Origin of the sequence: Adlercreutzia sp. ZJ304 (genome assembly GCF_011039075.1) — a bacterium.
Lineage (GTDB): Bacteria > Actinomycetota > Coriobacteriia > Coriobacteriales > Eggerthellaceae > Adlercreutzia_A.
The window spans coordinates 103559-120106 of the sequence record NZ_JAAKEG010000003.1 but is presented as its reverse complement, the minus strand read 5'-3'; the positions used below and the strand labels follow the sequence as shown (position 1 = coordinate 120106).

Sequence of the window (16548 nt, the reverse complement as noted above, 5' to 3'; positions counted from 1 at the left end):
GGGAATATTGTACCTTTTGCAACCTAAGGGATGAAATCGCGTTGCCTAAATGACACAATAGAGGCATGAAAATAAACGGCAGAAAACGCCCGCAGAACAAAAGGCGCTCACAATACGCACACGCCAACACGCGAGTGCGACCGAGCGTGGCTAATTCGTCGCGTACAACACGACACAAACACGCAGCCGATCGGGCTAGCACACGAAACACCGGCGTTGAAAATGACTCCACCAACATAGCAAACATACTGCTTACCAGACGCGGATTTCTTTACGGTGTTGCAGGCGTAGCCGCTGTCGCCGCCGTAGGAACTGCCGCATTCGCAGCTACGGGTGGCTTTTCGCCAAAGCACGATACTCCGGCACTATCCGTTCCAACCAGCAGCGTTTTCACAACCGATAACTGCGAATATATTGAAAACAATCAAGCGCTTCGCGTGGTTACATCCGTTTCGCTGCCTTATGGAACTATGGTATGGGCATCCGACCCTAACGTAGCCGCCTGCTTATTGCCTACCGAAACGGGCAAACCGCTAACAAATGTAGGTCTTATTTCCCTTAGCGCAGGCACATGCCGCACAATATTAGACAAAGCGCACGGACAATCTGACGGCTTTGAAATATACGATGCACGAGCTACGTCTAGCGGGCTAATATGGACAGAAGCCGACATTTTAGATGGAAACTGGCGCGTTTATCAGGCAACACTTTCCGGCGCCCAGCTAGGAGAGCCAGTATTAATGCACGAAGGCGATACCAATTGGGAGATGCCAACATTGGCTGCCAGCGGCAATTACGCATTCTGGCAAGTGTTGCCACAACTAAACGGCAATGCCACTAAAGAAGACAGCCTTATGATGTGCGTAGAATTTGGAGGCAGCCCAGAGGCTGCGCGAACATTGTACACATCGCATGGGCGCATGGCTTGCTCTCCTAGTCCCTCAGCTTCGGGAATTGCCTGTGCCCCACGCGCCGACACTAGCGATACGCGCTACCAACTAACTCATATAGACGCAGCAACAGGCGAAGTTACCGACGCGCTGGCGTTGCCCGCCTCGATGCGCCCGATATATGTGGCATATGGCGAAAGTGGTTTTGCATTCAGCTTCGACGGCATATACAACTACGGTGATGGCATAGCGAATCTTGGCACATACACGCCTGCATCCGCACCCACATACGACTTAAAAACCGCCACAGCTGATGCCCAAAATTCGCTACGCGACAAAAACGGACAACTTTCAGAGCGCAACGCAGAAGAAGCCAACGCCAGAGCTGCCCAAGCAGTTACCGATTTGTACAGCAGCTCGACATGGTTCCGATTTCCGCGCACACCGGTTACACCGCCTGCTTGGTACAACAATTGGTTCGTTGTTAAATCTACACGCGCCGTATCGGGCGTAGATTTAGGCGCAAAGCGCTACTTCGCCTTAGATGTGGAAAACGGCGCACCAGATTATGGCGAATTCTTAGCATCGTATGGCACGTGCCAAAATTTGGTTACATACACCAATATTGACTACACACCCATAAATGGCGACCCCATTAAAGAATGCCGTATGAAAGTTTGGAAAACTGTTTAGAATTCCAAAGTTTCTAAGCGTTCAAAAATCGGATCAATTCGCGTCAAGAATGCCTTCGGATCAAAAATGGCATCTAGTTGTTCGGGTGTCAAAACAGATGCATCCGGGTCGGCCTCTATATTCTCGCGGAAACTAGGACCAGCAACCGCATTTTGAATATCGTCCCAAACGCGCATAGCATTGCGCTGCACTATTACATATGCGTCCTCGCGCGTAAGACCCGCATTCACCAGCGCAAGCAAAACCTTGCTGCTAAATATTAGCCCGCGTGTACGCCATAAATTGTGCTCCATTTTTGCCGGATAAGTTTGCAAACCATCCAGCATCCACTGCATTTTTCCAAACATATAATCTAGCGCTATGAAGCTGTCGGCTAGCGCCACACGCTCGGCACTTGAGTGGCTTATGTCGCGCTCGTACCACAGCGCCACATCATCAAGCGCCACTTGCGCGTTGGCTTTCACCACACGCGAAAGACCACATACGCGCTCGGCGGTTATAGGATTGCGCTTGTGAGGCATAGCTGAACTGCCTTTTTGCCCGCGCGTAAACGGTTCTTCAGCTTCTATAACATCGCTTTGCTGAAGCAAGCGCACCTGCATAGCGATGCTCTCAAGCGTGCTTGCCGTTGTTGCCAGCGCTGTAGCCATTTGCGCATGCCTGTCGCGCGCTAATACCTGCGTGGAAAGCGGGTCGGGCGTAAGCCCTAGCTTTTCGCACACATAGCGCTCTACAAACGGATCGATACTAGAATACGTGCCAACCGCGCCGCTTATGGCCCCCACGGCACACACTTCGCGCGCCTGCTGCATGCGAACTTTGCACCGATGCAGCGCCCAAGCCCAGCTACCAAATTTCATTCCGAAAGTCATAGGTTCGGCGTGTATACCATGCGTGCGTCCTACGCATAAAACATCGCGCATTTCCAACGCGCGGCGTTTGCAAGTTTCGCCAAGCTGACAAACGTCCGCAATTATAATGTCAGCCGCTTGCACAATCTGATAGCTTAAGGCGGTGTCTCCCAAATCGCTAGAAGTCATGCCGTAATGCACCCAACGACTAGGCTTTTCTTGACCCTCAGGTATTTCGGCATCAATGTTTTCAGCCATATTCGTTGTGAAAGCAATTACATCATGGTTCGTAACCTGCTCGATCTCAGCTATGCGACCTGCATCGGCTGCTGCATGATTGCGAATCCACTTCGCTTCCTCTGCCGTTATGCCGCACTGACCGAGCTCTGCCTGCGCTTCACACGCCAACACTTCTATTTCGCGCCAAATATCAAATTTATTCTGGAAGTCCCATATTTTGCCCATAGCTGGACGTGTGTAGCGGTCAATCATATTAAGCCCTTTCCTCTTACGCAGCCGTCCACCAAGCAAAACTATAAGGAACGAAATACTGCTCGCACTTCATCTAATACATCACTGTCGGCAACTACTATAACCTGATCGCCCGGGAATAATATTATGTCATCGTTAGCAACTTCGGCATCATCTTCGTATGCCACAGCCACCGCAAGTGCACCTTCGGGCAACTCTACATCGCCCAGCGCAACACCCTCTTCGTCGGAGTGATGACGCATGTGCCCCACGGTAAATTCAGAAAGCGAAACATTGCCATGCGTCAGCGAAGACACCACCGATACATTTCCCAGCAGCGCTTCTTCCTCAATAAGATTCGCAATAAGCGTGGTTGACGAAACGCATTCGATTCCCACTTTGCGAAAAATTCGCAAATTCTTCGGGCTATTCACGCGCGCAATAACGCGATTGACATTAAAAACGCACCCGGCTATTTCGCACGCGACCAGATTCGTGTCGTCTTGACCTGTTGCGCCAACAAATATATCAGCACGGCGCATTCCAGCATCTTCTTGGAATCGCGAATCGCAGCCGTCGCCATTTATAACTAGGCACTCGCCCTCTAGCGACACCGAAAGCAAGTCGGCTACTTGTTTGTTCTCTTCTATTATGGCAACCTGATTGCCGCTTTCCAGCAACACATTTGCCAGATAAGAGCCCACTTTGCCGCCACCGGCTATAACGATATACATATCGCGCCGCCTACCCTTGCATATACTTTGTAAACTGCTGGATATAGTCGTGGCGAACAGCTGCTAACACTGTATCACCGTTATGCAACACTGAATCGGTTGTAGGAATGCTGCTAGACGACCCGTCCTTGCGCTCGAACGCGATTATGCGCACGTTATGGTCGCGCTCTAGTTCACCAACACGCACGCTGCTCGCCGCAAAAGCATCGTCGCTATTGTCAAGTTTTAGCGAAAATTCAAGCACTTCACATTCGCCAAATGTAGCTATATGGCTGCCATGCCCGCTCATAACCTTGCTAAACATCTCTTCAGCCACAAGCGCTGTGCCGCAAACGTAATCAATTCCAAGCTGCATATAAGCGCGTTCGCGACCGGGATTATAAAGCCTTGCAATAACATGCGGAACATCGAACAATCTGTTTGCCACTTCGGCACACATCAAATTCGTATTGTCTAGCTGAGTAACTGCCGCTAAAACATCGCATTCCTCAATGCCAGCCCGCAGCAACGCCTCTTCATCAAATCCAATTCCCTGAATTGTAGAACCATTAAAGTTGCGCCCCAAATTTGCAAAAGCGTCAACCGACCGATCGATACAGCAAACATTATTGCCCGCATCAGACAACATATTCGCCAATTGCGAACCCACACGCCCGCACCCGACTATGATAACGTTGCTCATGGCTAGATTTTTGCCATCTCGTTTAGTGTATCGCGATACCAATTCGCATAATTCGGCGGACAATAGCGCTGCGCATTAGAAAAACTGATGGTGAATCCATAAACTTCTGCCAAGCCTTTTACGTGCGCGCGTATAGCCGAATCCCAGCTTGGCCACGAACCACCAGTCCAACCCCAAGCATTGTGCCACGAAAAACAGTTGCGACCTTTTGTGCTTTCAGTATTCGAAATAGCCGGCGACCACCGCGGATCAACACCGTTTTCCCAAGCAGCTTCCGCAAATGTAGCACCATAGCCAGCCAAGGGAGAACCGTCGAGATATTTATTTATACGAGAAGTCCACTCTGCAATAAACGCGTCGCGTCCAATAGAAAAATCGACCGCATAAACGCCAATGCCACCATTTGCAGCCGACTTAACCTGTGCAGCCTTAGCTTTTTCGATGCATTGCGCTTCGTGCCTGCGAGCTGCTTCTTCAGCGGCGATGCGTGCAGCCTCCTCCTCGGCTGCAATTTCAGCGACACCCGCCGACACATCGCGCTGAGAAACTTCACCCAACGCCGCGGTCTTCGTCAAATCTATTGAAGTCTCGGTGGTGGGTTGATCGGATTTCTGATTATCGTTAGAAAATGACATAAGCGCCGAACCGCCAGCAGAAGCCAGTCCTAAACCTGCTCCCCAAGCTATAACGATTGCAACGCATATAGCTACAGAAACTTTAATGGCAGCCGATCTGCGAGTAGCAACATTAGGACGTACAGCAGCGCAAGAATGCGCATTTGCGCCAGAAGCAGCATAAGAAGCAGAGCTGTGCTTGTTTGTGCGCACGCGCTGAACCTTTTTCGAGCTGGCTGCTATGTGTTTACCCTTTGTCAACTTCTCCGTTTTGCCTTCCAACACAAAAACGACCGCCGAAGCGGTGACAGCTGACTGGATTGTTGGTGGATTTGCTGCCAATGGAATAAATATGTTTTGGGATATTCTACAGCATAAAACAAGACGTGCAATCAACAATTCGTCATTGGCAACATTAACCTTTAAGCTAAGAGGAAAATTTTCTAAAACTGGTCAAAACTTCCGACTTTCCACGGTCAGAATGCCCAATAGGTCGCTTGAAATGTGGAGAACACTGGGCAAACATGAAATACCAACCCACCAACATAGGCAATTTGGCGTTTTTTACCATGGAAAACTGGAAGTTTTGACCAGTTTTTCCAAATTTTTATACCAAAGCAAAAATACACTCATAAATACCTAAATCAGTAATAATTTGCTATTTCAGCTAAAAAGATATCAACATATATTTTTGCTTTAGAGCTCCTATGCTGTTACTTCTAGAAAATCTTCGAGCGTTCGCAGTATACGTACACACATATCGCGCAATGCTGCATTCGAAAAAACTATATACAAAGGTATTTTTCTTATTTCCTGTTTGCTTGCGCGCTGCGCAAATCCGCTCAAACAATTCATTGTTTAGGGTAGTACTTCAATGTTCATTCTTAATAATTTTGCGTTTGACGTTATGGGGATGTAACAAAAGTCTTGAATGGTTATCTTGAACCGCTATATATTGAAATAAAATGCAAGAAACCCACCACATATTGTGGCAGGTTTCTTATTGATGAGACTTCTGTTACAGCCCCATAGATTTACCTGCCCAGCTAACATAACTATAAGCACATCCTGCCTCGACAACACGGCAAACACCACCTCGCTCTGCTTTGGACGAAACGTTATAGCCGAAATATTTACGCAACACCGCTAAGGTTGCCTCTTTGCTGTAGTTTTGCAAGTTGGTTTTCCTGTTTTCTGACTCAAAGTAGCTCATGCTATATCTTTGATTAAGCTGCATATAGGGATATAGGCACATCAAATAATTTAGCAACAAATGCGCTGTTAATATTTTCGAGAACACTACGAAACTATTTATAGACTGCGTTTCTTGCAAAAACCTTGCATAAATCGCACTTAATTCTTACAAAAACATTGCATAGATTCACATAAAATCTATCGTAAACCTTGCAAAAAGCTAACAGAAAAAACGGGCTTGAACTGGGGATTCTTTATGCTAATGTAATAACCATGACGATTTATATTACAGGCTACACAGCACTCGAATATTGGCGCTGGCAAATGCTGACAGGCACTTGTTTAGACAGGTCTGCAAAAACAAAGGCAACACGACTTGGACGATGCAGCGAAACACCGAACGAAATAAAAGAATTCTGCAATTCGTTTCATCAAGATTCAAGACCAATACACCTTGCTTGCGCAAATAAACGTAATTATCCAAATATTCACTTCCATTTAATCACACAAGAATTGCCGCCAAATTCACTGTTCAAAATAAACAGCAAAGTTTATGTTGCGTCTCCGGAATTAGCGCTAGCTCAAGTAGCAAATGCCGAATCTTTCATTGACACACTACTAATAATGTTTGAAGCATGCGGTCACTATACTTTAGACAATTCCGATACGCGCGGTTTTCGCCAACGCCCTCCACTTACTTCCATTAAAAAACTGCATGCTTTTACTAAACATGCAAAAAGCATCTACGGAATAAAAGCGCTTTGTAAAGCCGCGCATAACGCAATAGACGGTTCGGCATCTCCTAGAGAAACAGCTGCAGCATTACTTCTTACGCTTCCTTCTCGTTATGGCGGTTATGGGTTAGAAAAACCAAAACTAAATGAGAAAATTGAGCTTTCTAAAAGTCAGCAACATGCTTTAGGCAAGCAATTTCTTCGAGTAGACATGCTGTGGGAAAAGGCACACATAGCGCTGGAATATGATAGCGACGCCTTTCATTGCGACTCTAAAGATATATCGCGCGATTCTCGCAGACGGAACATGCTAGAACTACATAATATAAATGTATTAACGCTAACCAGAGACGAATTAAATTCTATTGACGATACAGAACGCATAGCCAAATTAATAGCACACGGACTTGGCAAACGACTAAGAATTAGATCTGACGGATTTGTACAGGCTAGATACGCCCTGCGCAACAAAGTGCTTTCTAGTCATCACTGATGAATCATTGGTGTATAGGTTTTGTATAAACAAAGCAAAAAATGAGTATCAGGTCAATTTTTACGAAAAAATGGTCAAAACTTCCGACTTTCCACGGTCAGAGTGCCCAATAGGTAGCTTGAAATGTGGAGAACACTGGGCAAACAGTGTTCAGTGATGCCTCGGCGGGTGCTATTAGGTGTGTTTGAGTGTGGAAAGCCGGAAGTTTTGACCAAGTTTCTAATTTTTTTGGACCAAACGCCCATCGTAATGCAGATTTACGCACTACTTATCAACTCGAAACAAAAGGATTTCTTTTATTAGAAGCTCATCGATACTGTCGAAAGATGAAAGCGCATTGCAATATACGACTTCAACGAATTAGGAGCGAGTAATAACTGCTTGCCTAGTTTTTTAGAACCTCGTGCTCTAAGCGTTTAACATTTATTAACGATATACGGCTGCGGCGCATTTTGAGTATCTTGAATTCGTAGCCATCCACAACCACCATTTCGCCAGTCTTAGGGACGGAATCGAGCGTTAGCATTAACCAACCGGCAATAGTTTCGTAATCGTCAGATATCTGCACAGGCCAGCCAAGCTCTATCGCGTCCTCTACGGGAAAGCGCCCATCAGCACGCCAGACACCGGGCTCTATAAAAGTTAGCAATTCGCCGCCTATGTCAGATTCGTCGGCTATTTCGCCCACAATTTCTTCGACTATATCTTCTATTGTTATTAAGCCTTCGGTTCCGCCGTACTCGTCAACCACTATTGCCATCTGCTGATGCTTAGCCTGCATTTCACCCAACAAAGGAATAACATCTTTTGTTTCAGGCACAAACATAGGCTTATACATGAAGCGCGTAACTGGCTCGTCAATAGAACCATCCATAAGCGGACCGATTAAATCTTTGTAGTGAACTATTCCTATTATGTCATCAATATTATCGTGACACACAGGAAGGCGCGAATAACCAGTACCACGCATGCGCTCTAGTGCTGCCCGACCAGTTTCGTTGTCTTCGACCAACATTACATCTACACGCGGAGTGCATATTTCATTCACAACGGTATCGCCCAAGTCGATTATGTCTTGAATCATGCGCTTTTCGTCGTCGGCAAGTTCTGGGGCCTCATCTAATAGCTCTAGAATTTCATCTTCTGACACTTCGGCACGTTTGTTTGTAAAACGCTCGAAAAAGCTAGGTTTCTGTTTTGACGAACTATCTTTATGGGAATCTTTTTCCATAATTCAATCAATCCTTACAGAAACTGTGCCAACGGTGTTGTTTGCAGGTATCCCATTATTGCGCCGGCATTCGATTCGCCATACAAGCCACCTATGAAATAAGCAACAAAGACACCAATAGCCACAGCAAGCAACAGGCTTAGCACAATACCAACAATGCCGCATACACGACCGGTACTTGCACGTGGCGCAGTACCGCCTTTCTTAGTGTAAGACTTCGCAAGAAGCACGGCAATTATTGCCAACACCAACCCAAGCGGCGGAATGAAAGCTAGCAAAATTGACAGAATGCCCAAGATAAGCGACATGGTAGCTTTGCCGCCTTTGACTGGCTCTGTATACATTACCGCATCGGGGTAGGAATTATAGGCACCCGCACCATTGCTGTAAGCAAGCGGATCGTAAAGCTGTTGCGTAGGATCGTAAGGTTGCTGCATAGAGTCGTAGAGCTGCTGTGTTTGATCGTACATTGGCTGCATAGGCTCGTAGGGCTGCTGCACTGGTTCGAATACTTGAGTTGGATCGTACATAGTAGCGGGATCAAACTCAGGCACGTTGTTGTAAGTTTGAGTATAAGGATCGGCTGGTTGCATATCGCTGTAAACCACCTCTTGCGCTGGAACTTCTATAACATGCTCAGGGCTAGGTATAACCTGAGTTGCAGAAGTTGAAACGTCTGTTGAGAATGCTGTAGAGTCGGCATAAGCAGCGGAAGCCATAGCTTCAGATTGATCGGCTACGGGCACTTGAACAGACTGCTGAGGCTGTTGGTAAACAGGCTCTACCGACACAGCAGCAGAAGGTGCCACTGCCGATGTTGGTGCCGGCGCCGGTGCTGACACTGACGTTGGCGTTGATGCCGATTGGTCAACCGCTTCAAATGAAGGCAAACTGGCAAGTATCTCTTGCGGAGTGGGAAGAGGATCGGGTGCTTCGCCGAATTTAGGAAGCCCCGACAACACCGATGCATCAACCACTGGCTGCTGCCCAACGCCAGACGCAGCAACCGCAGAACCGCCCGCAACAGAAGCAACGCGCGACTTCAGGCTTTTTATTGGCGAACTCCAACGCTTGCCACCGCGATCTTCATCGACAACCTTCGCAACGCCGGGTTCTTTCGGACTGTATCCTACAGATTCACGTAAATCGTAATTGCGCCTTACAGCAGCATCGTTATAGTAACCACTAGGATAACTGCCAGACATATCCATCATAGGCGCACGCATATTGTCAGCATATTGCGGTGGAAGCTGCGGTGGCAGCATAGGCATTGCGCCAGTGTTCGGCATACCCATGTTCTGACCCGGAAACTGACCCCACCTTGAAACCGCCACAGATTGCGCCGCCGACTGCGACAACGCATTAGCTGCCTCGCGAAGAACAGCCGCACTTTCGCGTGCCGCTTCTACAGCTTCTTTAAGCGCGCGCTCAGAGTCCTCATTCGAAACAGCAGGATTACCGCCCGCATCTAGTGTTGCCTTTGCTGCCATACCATCTTCAGCAGCCTGAGTAACTCGTTGAACCTGTACTTGTTGAGAATCAGGCTCAATATCATATTTTTTCTTATTCTTCTTTGCCATTAGCATCCCTAAACGGATAAATCTTCACGCAGTTCAGCTAATTGTAAACGAACAAAACTAACACTACGAAAAAAGCGGAAATCTATACGAAGTTAATATGTAATTGCATGCTATGAATAGGATGCTTTGGCATATTCTAGCAACGTTTTCGACGGCTCGAAGAGAAAATAGCTACGCCCACAGCCGCACAAGCAATACCTAGCAAAAGCGTTAATGCTGGCGCATTTAAGTCGCCTGTCTTTGCTAGCGACGCTAGCTGCTTTACCGCGCGATCTGTACCCATAGCCGGTCCTAATACGCGCTTGAATGTAACCTTAATATCGTGCCGCTCAGAAACATGAGCAAGCGTATATACAAAATCGCGCACATTGGCAGTAACGTCTATTCCATTATCTGTAAGCTCGGCAATTATATAACCTACATTTGGAGCAAATTTTATAGATTGAGAATCGCCCGCCTTAACATTAAAAGTAGCTTGGCTAACTAGTCTGCTTGAACTTAACTGAATGCTACCGTGACCACTATCTCCGCCTACCACTTCCACATTGACGTCAAACGTACTCTGATGCTGAGGTAGCTCAAATTTCGCAGCAACTTTCACATATTTTTCCGTTGGAAAATCGTCGCGCGTTAAATCATATGCAAGACCAGCCCCGTAAACCACCTCATCGGCATATGCCGTATCAACAGATACCAGTTCGCGTACAGTATTTATAAGCGAAGCGCTCTCAGAAGCTACATAACCTACATGTGCTGTATTACTAACTTGTTTAGCCACCCCATATGCCGCCATAGGACGTAATTCTTTAGGCTGCCAATTCGCTATAGCATCGTTTGCCTCTTCTGCTTCAAATGGAGTGCGCTCAATATTGTTTACAGTAAAAGATTTCAGCGCGTATCCATTTCTTGGAGCTACATATAAACGCAAACTTTGTGGTACATCTTCATCGTCTACAGGCCACCATACCTCGCCATTTGGCACTACCAAACCGTTTTCGGCTTCAGCTTCGTAGTCCACCAACACACCAACAGCGCGAAATACTTCAGCCGCCACGCTATGCGAGCCACTAACCTCAAGAAGCGACAACTTGCTAGCACCGGCATCGTAAATAAACTTTTCGCCAGTTTCTTTTACCGCATATACGCCCGTAATTGAATCGTAATCGAAATAGGAAGAATCGTATTGCGGGTAAACATAATGCCCATCCAGCAACACTGCTTCGATTACATTCTGAATGGGGTTATTCCCTGTATCTACAGGCGTTATCTGAAACACCGGCGACGCACCCAGCGCTACCTCATGCGTACTAGGAGCAATAACTGCACCCGTCGGCTGCTCCACATTCATTTTGTAGCGCACATCTGTAGTTATTGGTGTCTCGTCTTCGCCAAGTTCACGGAAAGTCAGCAAAAGATTACTATCGCCGTCCATCGGAAGCTGAACATAATCGGCTCCATGGGTAACGCTAGCAGTCTCGCCATTCAAAATTAGTGTATCTATGGCGTACGTGCCCACTTGTTTGTCGATAATACGGAAGGTGAAATTTTGCGCAACATTGCGCGGAAAACCTTCGGAAGCATTTGGTGTCATGTAGAAACGTACATTCTGCACAGAGCCATCAGCTTTCGTGAATGTGGACGTATAAGTTTTATACTTCGCGCCATCTACCGATACATCAGACGCAGCAGAATTCAGTACATTCACCGCAACACCATCAACAACATCGGTATGAGCAAATTCCACAACCAACCGCGTATCTTGATTGCCGCCAAGTATGCTAACCGTACCACCACGCGCCATATTAGTAACATCGTCCATGCTTACATCTGGCAAGCTACTTAGCTGTTCAATAGTTGTTGCCGTGGATACACCATTACCAGTAAATAGCAGCGCTTTCTTAACATAAGCACCACGATTAGGAGTAACGCTTATTCGCTCAACATAGCCTGACACCATTGGAATATTTGTTAGTTGTGCACCACTAGCATCAAACACGCCCACAATACCGTCTCCTGTGGACTGTATATAAATATTATTGGTTAATCCCGAAGAGATTGTTTCCGCTGAGACACCAGTTTGATTGGTGTAATCTTCTTCGCTTTGCAGCTTTAGCGACATAGTAGTTTTTGCATTTACGGTTTTAATAGTTACTAGATACGCCTCGTAATCTTCTATTGCCTGCGCTGTAGCCTGCCTAGCCATATTTCTTACCAACCGCATCTGAGACGCAGCGCTATAAACGTACTCGGTATCTAAAACTTCGCCATCGACGATAGGTCGAAAACTTACATCTACAGCAAGTCCGTCACTTTCAGCAGTTATGCCCTTAAAAACGTACCCTTTTGTGCGATTAATCCTAACTATAAAGCTAGCAGAGTCACCCATTTTTACAGACTTTGACATAGGGTCAACCGATAAAATGTCTTCCCAGTTTTCTAAAGTTGTTTCTAGGAAAGTGTTGTCGGTTTGGATAAACACCTGAACAGCCGACTCTACCTCAGCGCGCGCATTACCACTAGCACCACTTTCGCCAGCAGCCGCAGCAACAAAATTCACCTGAAGCGTGCAATCACCCGCAGGCTTCAGTTGATAGCTAGTCTGACCGCTAGCCACCAACTTACTATTACCGGAAGAATCTATTAAGAAAACATCGCCCACTTCCATGCCGGCATCCGGAGTGAACGTAAACGTGCGCCAACTGCCTTCATTAATTCTAACTTGATGAGTGCCCGCAACATCGCTTTCGGGCTTCACCACACCACCAGCGCTTGCCTGCACGCTAACCGTATAGCTACCTATCTGGTCAGCCCAATCGGAAGAGCCATCTTCCGCATCCTTCGGTTCGAAGTAAGCAACCACATCAATGTTGCCCCTTATTTCGGAAACAGTGTAACTGGGTGTTTGCCACTCGAAACGTTTATTTGATATTTCGTTGCCATGACTGTCGTACTTTACGACACGAATAGCAACTAGTTTATTGCCTTCATCAGGCATGAAATCTATAGTAGCCGATCCGTTATATTCCACAGTTGCACTTGCAGGCAACGCTTTACCGCCGCCTTCAGTACGGGCAGTTATAGTTTTATCTGATGTGTCTTCACCAACAGGAACATCTGGACTTGTAGGGTCTTCCACTACGACCTGAGAAAGCACCACATTAACAGTATTGCCACGCTGAGCATCTTCAAAAATAATGCGATAGATATACACGGGAATGCCGTTGTCATTATGTTGCATGCTCGTAGGAGAAAGCGTGTTGCCGCCCATAGAAACAGATAACACATCATGGCTTGCATCCGGCGTAACCGCAAATTCGATAGGACTGCCATCTTGCCTTACGACAGGATTTCCGTCTTTGTCGAATTCAGGCTGCCCCAATACATCTATACCCGCCCCATCTGGCACGTCGAAAAATACCGAAATAGGTGCCGGCTCAAACGTAAAGCTAACACGCAAATCGCTTAAAACTGGTGCTACGCGAAGCGTATATTGCGTTCCTGCTGCCGTCGTCTGCGCAGACCGCACAGCATCAGTCATATCCGTTAACTGGTTGTCCGCATTATCTACAATAGCAGCACTAGCAAGCTGAAAACCGGGAAGTGCCGTAGCCACAAATGTAACGCCTTGCGCATCTAACACAGTACCCGTAGAACTAGTGGTGCCCTCAATAACAACGCTACCGCTATTGGCAGGACTAGCAGCATCAACCACCGCTGCAACATTGTGTCGAACTTCGCCGCCACCAAGGTACTCTTCGAATTCTACATATATATCTATGCTGGATTGCAGCTTAGGAGTAGTGAAAGAATCGCCGCTAACAGCATAGGAAACGTATTCCGAATCGGCACTGGCATGCGGTTTTATCTTTACGGTTTTTGCACGATACGCAGTTCCTACTGTAGCGGGCTCGAAGAACAACTGGATTGCCTCGTTTACTTTCAGCTGAAATTTGTCGCTGGTATTACTGTAAGAAGTAGCAAACTGCGCTGAAGTATTTTCGCTAACCTTATTGGCAGCCTTTTTCTCACCCACGAACACAGCGCCATTAGCACCTGCAGAAACATCTGCGCTTAGCGTTTCTTCGTTACCATCTTCGTCTGTAGGCGGATTAACGTTTGATGTCTGCGCAAACGTTACTGTAAGCGTTGCGTCGTCGGTCCAAGAATCGGGAATTGTATAAGTATTGCCACTCCACTCACCCACCTCAGGATTCACAACAGCATCGCTACCAGCTTTTGGAACAACAATAGGTGCGCCAGATTTACGCTGTAGCACAACATTATCCACCTCCCAGTCCTCGTACGATTGGAAGACGAACGTGCGTGCCACGCCGTCGCCTTCAGTAAAGGTTTGCGCCTGTGCTGGAATTACCTGACCACCCGTAGAATCGCTAACCTTGGGTGTTATGGTGAACTGCTTTACCTCTTGCGGCACATCTTTCGAAATGCCAAATGTGCCAAGCTTGGCGCCAGTACCACTTATCAGAAAAGTTATCGTGTCGCCATTTTCGCCATGATTAATTTTCAGACTACCAACCTGCGGTTGTTTGGAATTAGACAAGGGTGCACTGTTTATTTGAGTTAACGTGTCGCCGTATTTCCACCATACAGAATAATTGCCGTCATTTATCATCTCTTCCGGAACGTGCATAGTGACCAAAACATCATCTATGTAAAGCGCTTCGTCGCTTGGGATGTTTTCATCACCATCTATCATCAATTGCCAAACACCAAGTGTTGTCTCATCCTGCGCGGCAGCAGCTGAATAAATGGCTGAAAAATCGGAATCAGCAGAATTGGTTAGCTGCGCATATTCAAGCCATGTCCTTTTGTGAATGCTGCCACTGGGCAGCTGTGCAACCATACTAGCATCGTTGAATTCATAGCCGCTAACTTGCCAAATAGAAGGGTTTTCGTCACCATCTTCGATAGTGCCCCCATGATACTGATCTACAAAATTCACCTTGAACGTGTAAGACTGCGCATTGGCGCTGCCAGTACTGTCGGTTACAGTAACGCGATAGTAGTAAACGCCATCATTGGGAAAATCGTCCATAGCGATAGCCCAACCAAACTTCGCATCGCCCTGCTGACCTGCAGGAACATTTTGCGGCTGCACTTCACTTTCCGAAAGCAACGCATAACCGGACGTACCCGCCTGCCAAGACGAATCGTTAATACTGAAGTTTTCGTCGGCGCTATATATACGCTCCCATTTTGCTGTGTAAGGACTTTTGCCATTTTGAGTATTCACCCACAGGCTATTAACAGCACCGCTTTTTACCTCTGACTTTTGTACGGGATTCGCAGTATGCTCCGCTATGGCAAAAGTGCTAGGGTCAACCGTTTGGTCGGTAAGTATATATACGTCAGTTGTGCCCGTACCACCCTCAGTAGTAACGTTTGGTGCATCCGGATCTACAACTGTAGGCACATTTGGCTCAACGGCACCCGAACGCTCAGATTGCCCGTTTGTATTAGCCGCAAATGCCGCAGTAGGACACATCCCAAATGCTAAAACTGTTGCCAATATGCATGCCAAAATTTTGTGTTTCAATGATTTCATGGCAAGTCCCTTATTTCCCAGTTCCCTTACTTTTACCCAAGCACATTTATTGTTATCTGAGCAGCAGCCGACCCTACTTCTTCCTCAGTTTCGGGGTCTAGTGCATAGAAAGTGGCTACACAGGGGTATTGCCCTTTCGCCAAATCCACATCCAGCTTATCGCTTTGAATATGAAAGTTTTGCTCGATAATGCCCGTCTCATACACTTGCTCGCCCGTATCTTCTCGCGTAATTACTACCCGCATTAGGTACGGATTGTTGGGCACATTTTCTATTTTGAATTCGCCTTCGCTTGTACCGTCTTGAAATTCCACCACACTAGCAATGCTTATATTGAACATACCTTCTTCTACTACGCGGTCTATTTCAGCCTGCACTTCTTCGGGCGTTTTGCCTTCTAGTTGACCAGCAGTGCCACTACGGGCCCCACGACCATCGCCGCCAAACAGCATGAAGTAAGCAAGAATGGCAGCTGCAATTAGCGCCAAAATTGCTACGACAATGCCCACCCAAAACCCTGCGCCACGTTTGCGCTTGGACGCTTGCGACGGCTGACTTGTAACAGGCGGACGATACGCATTGCTTGAATATCCGGGCTGCGCCGCCGCGTATTGTGCGTATTGCGCTTGCGCTTGCGTTTGCATTTGCGCCGCATTTGGCGCGTACGGCGCAGTTGACGCGTTGGGCGCATTCGGCGGCACAGCCCTTTCATTCATTCCGTACGTACGAACGCGATTGGCATTTGCCTGTTGCTGATAAGTATCGTCCCGGAAGATCGGGTTATGCTGATCGCGATTCGTCATACGGATGCCTGT

12 protein-coding genes are annotated in these 16548 nt (G+C 47.2%); 3 read left to right on the top strand and 9 right to left on the bottom strand.

The genetic code is table 11. The features are described 5' to 3' along the window. Positions 1 to 146 precede the first annotated feature (146 nt). Entirely contained in the window at positions 147 to 1583 is a 1437-nt protein-coding gene (locus G7Y46_RS02040) for a Tat pathway signal protein (protein WP_165252102.1), read from the top strand. Here G7Y46_RS02040 and purB read toward each other — a convergent pair. Genes purB through G7Y46_RS02020 form a run of 4 tightly spaced genes read right to left on the bottom strand, consistent with a single transcriptional unit; the run spans position 1580 to position 5196 of the window. Continuing rightward, on the bottom strand, positions 1580 to 2926 hold the full coding sequence (gene purB / locus G7Y46_RS02035; RefSeq protein ID WP_165252100.1) for an adenylosuccinate lyase: 1347 nt from the start codon (positions 2924 to 2926) through the stop codon (positions 1580 to 1582). The genes G7Y46_RS02040 and purB overlap by 4 nt on opposite strands. 41 nt (positions 2927 to 2967) lie before the next feature. After that, positions 2968 to 3639, bottom strand: coding sequence for a TrkA family potassium uptake protein (locus tag G7Y46_RS02030; RefSeq protein WP_165062000.1), 672 nt, complete (start codon positions 3637 to 3639; stop codon positions 2968 to 2970). A 10-nt stretch (positions 3640 to 3649) separates the two neighbouring features. Continuing rightward, on the bottom strand, positions 3650 to 4321 hold the full coding sequence (locus G7Y46_RS02025) for a TrkA family potassium uptake protein (RefSeq protein ID WP_165061998.1): 672 nt from the start codon (positions 4319 to 4321) through the stop codon (positions 3650 to 3652). Between the two features lie 2 nt (positions 4322 to 4323). Next, the gene (locus tag G7Y46_RS02020) at positions 4324 to 5196 is read right to left on the bottom strand and encodes a CMP-2-keto-3-deoxyoctulosonic acid synthetase (RefSeq protein WP_165252098.1); all 873 of its coding nucleotides are present in this window, start codon (positions 5194 to 5196) and stop codon (positions 4324 to 4326) included. On the opposite strand from G7Y46_RS02020, the gene G7Y46_RS02015 reads away from it, so the two are divergent. Beyond that, positions 5177 to 5578, top strand: a complete 402-nt coding sequence (locus tag G7Y46_RS02015) for a hypothetical protein (RefSeq protein ID WP_165252096.1) — start codon at positions 5177 to 5179, stop codon at positions 5576 to 5578. The two genes, G7Y46_RS02020 and G7Y46_RS02015, sit on opposite strands and share 20 nt — an antisense overlap. Positions 5579 to 5953: 375 nt before the next feature. On the opposite strand, the gene G7Y46_RS02005 is transcribed toward G7Y46_RS02015, so the two are convergent. Further along, positions 5954 to 6148 (bottom strand): hypothetical protein, encoded by a 195-nt coding sequence (locus tag G7Y46_RS02005; protein WP_165252092.1) that lies wholly within the window; start codon positions 6146 to 6148, stop codon positions 5954 to 5956. 254 nt (positions 6149 to 6402) lie between these two features. Between G7Y46_RS02005 and G7Y46_RS02000 the strand changes: the two genes are divergently transcribed. Further along, a complete protein-coding gene (locus G7Y46_RS02000; RefSeq protein ID WP_165252090.1) occupies positions 6403 to 7356 on the top strand; it encodes a hypothetical protein in 954 nt (317 codons plus the stop codon). A gap of 385 nt (positions 7357 to 7741) precedes the next feature. On the opposite strand, the gene G7Y46_RS01995 is transcribed toward G7Y46_RS02000, so the two are convergent. The 4 genes from G7Y46_RS01995 to G7Y46_RS01980 form a co-directional block, all read right to left on the bottom strand. Next, positions 7742 to 8587, bottom strand: coding sequence for a hemolysin family protein (locus tag G7Y46_RS01995; protein ID WP_165061987.1), 846 nt, complete (start codon positions 8585 to 8587; stop codon positions 7742 to 7744). Between the two features lie 14 nt (positions 8588 to 8601). Next, positions 8602 to 10167, bottom strand: coding sequence for a hypothetical protein (locus G7Y46_RS01990; protein WP_165252088.1), 1566 nt, complete (start codon positions 10165 to 10167; stop codon positions 8602 to 8604). Between the two features lie 136 nt (positions 10168 to 10303). Beyond that, the gene (locus G7Y46_RS01985) at positions 10304 to 15733 is read right to left on the bottom strand and encodes a hypothetical protein (RefSeq protein WP_165252086.1); all 5430 of its coding nucleotides are present in this window, start codon (positions 15731 to 15733) and stop codon (positions 10304 to 10306) included. A gap of 32 nt (positions 15734 to 15765) precedes the next feature. After that, the gene (locus tag G7Y46_RS01980; RefSeq protein WP_165252084.1) at positions 15766 to 16536 is read right to left on the bottom strand and encodes a hypothetical protein; all 771 of its coding nucleotides are present in this window, start codon (positions 16534 to 16536) and stop codon (positions 15766 to 15768) included. Positions 16537 to 16548 lie beyond the last annotated feature (12 nt).

Coding starts and splice junctions, on each gene's coding strand:
- G7Y46_RS01995 (WP_165061987.1), bottom strand. CDS start 8,587: ATGGAAAAAGATTCCCATAAAGATAGTTCGTCAAAACAGAAACCTAGC.
- G7Y46_RS01990 (WP_165252088.1), bottom strand. CDS start 10,167: ATGGCAAAGAAGAATAAGAAAAAATATGATATTGAGCCTGATTCTCAA.
- G7Y46_RS01980 (WP_165252084.1), bottom strand. CDS start 16,536: ATGACGAATCGCGATCAGCATAACCCGATCTTCCGGGACGATACTTAT.
- G7Y46_RS02005 (WP_165252092.1), bottom strand. CDS start 6,148: ATGAGCTACTTTGAGTCAGAAAACAGGAAAACCAACTTGCAAAACTAC.
- purB (WP_165252100.1), bottom strand. CDS start 2,926: ATGATTGACCGCTACACACGTCCAGCTATGGGCAAAATATGGGACTTC.
- G7Y46_RS02015 (WP_165252096.1), top strand. CDS start 5,177: ATGTGTTTACCCTTTGTCAACTTCTCCGTTTTGCCTTCCAACACAAAA.
- G7Y46_RS02025 (WP_165061998.1), bottom strand. CDS start 4,321: ATGAGCAACGTTATCATAGTCGGGTGCGGGCGTGTGGGTTCGCAATTG.
- G7Y46_RS02000 (WP_165252090.1), top strand. CDS start 6,403: ATGACGATTTATATTACAGGCTACACAGCACTCGAATATTGGCGCTGG.
- G7Y46_RS02030 (WP_165062000.1), bottom strand. CDS start 3,639: ATGTATATCGTTATAGCCGGTGGCGGCAAAGTGGGCTCTTATCTGGCA.
- G7Y46_RS01985 (WP_165252086.1), bottom strand. CDS start 15,733: ATGAAATCATTGAAACACAAAATTTTGGCATGCATATTGGCAACAGTT.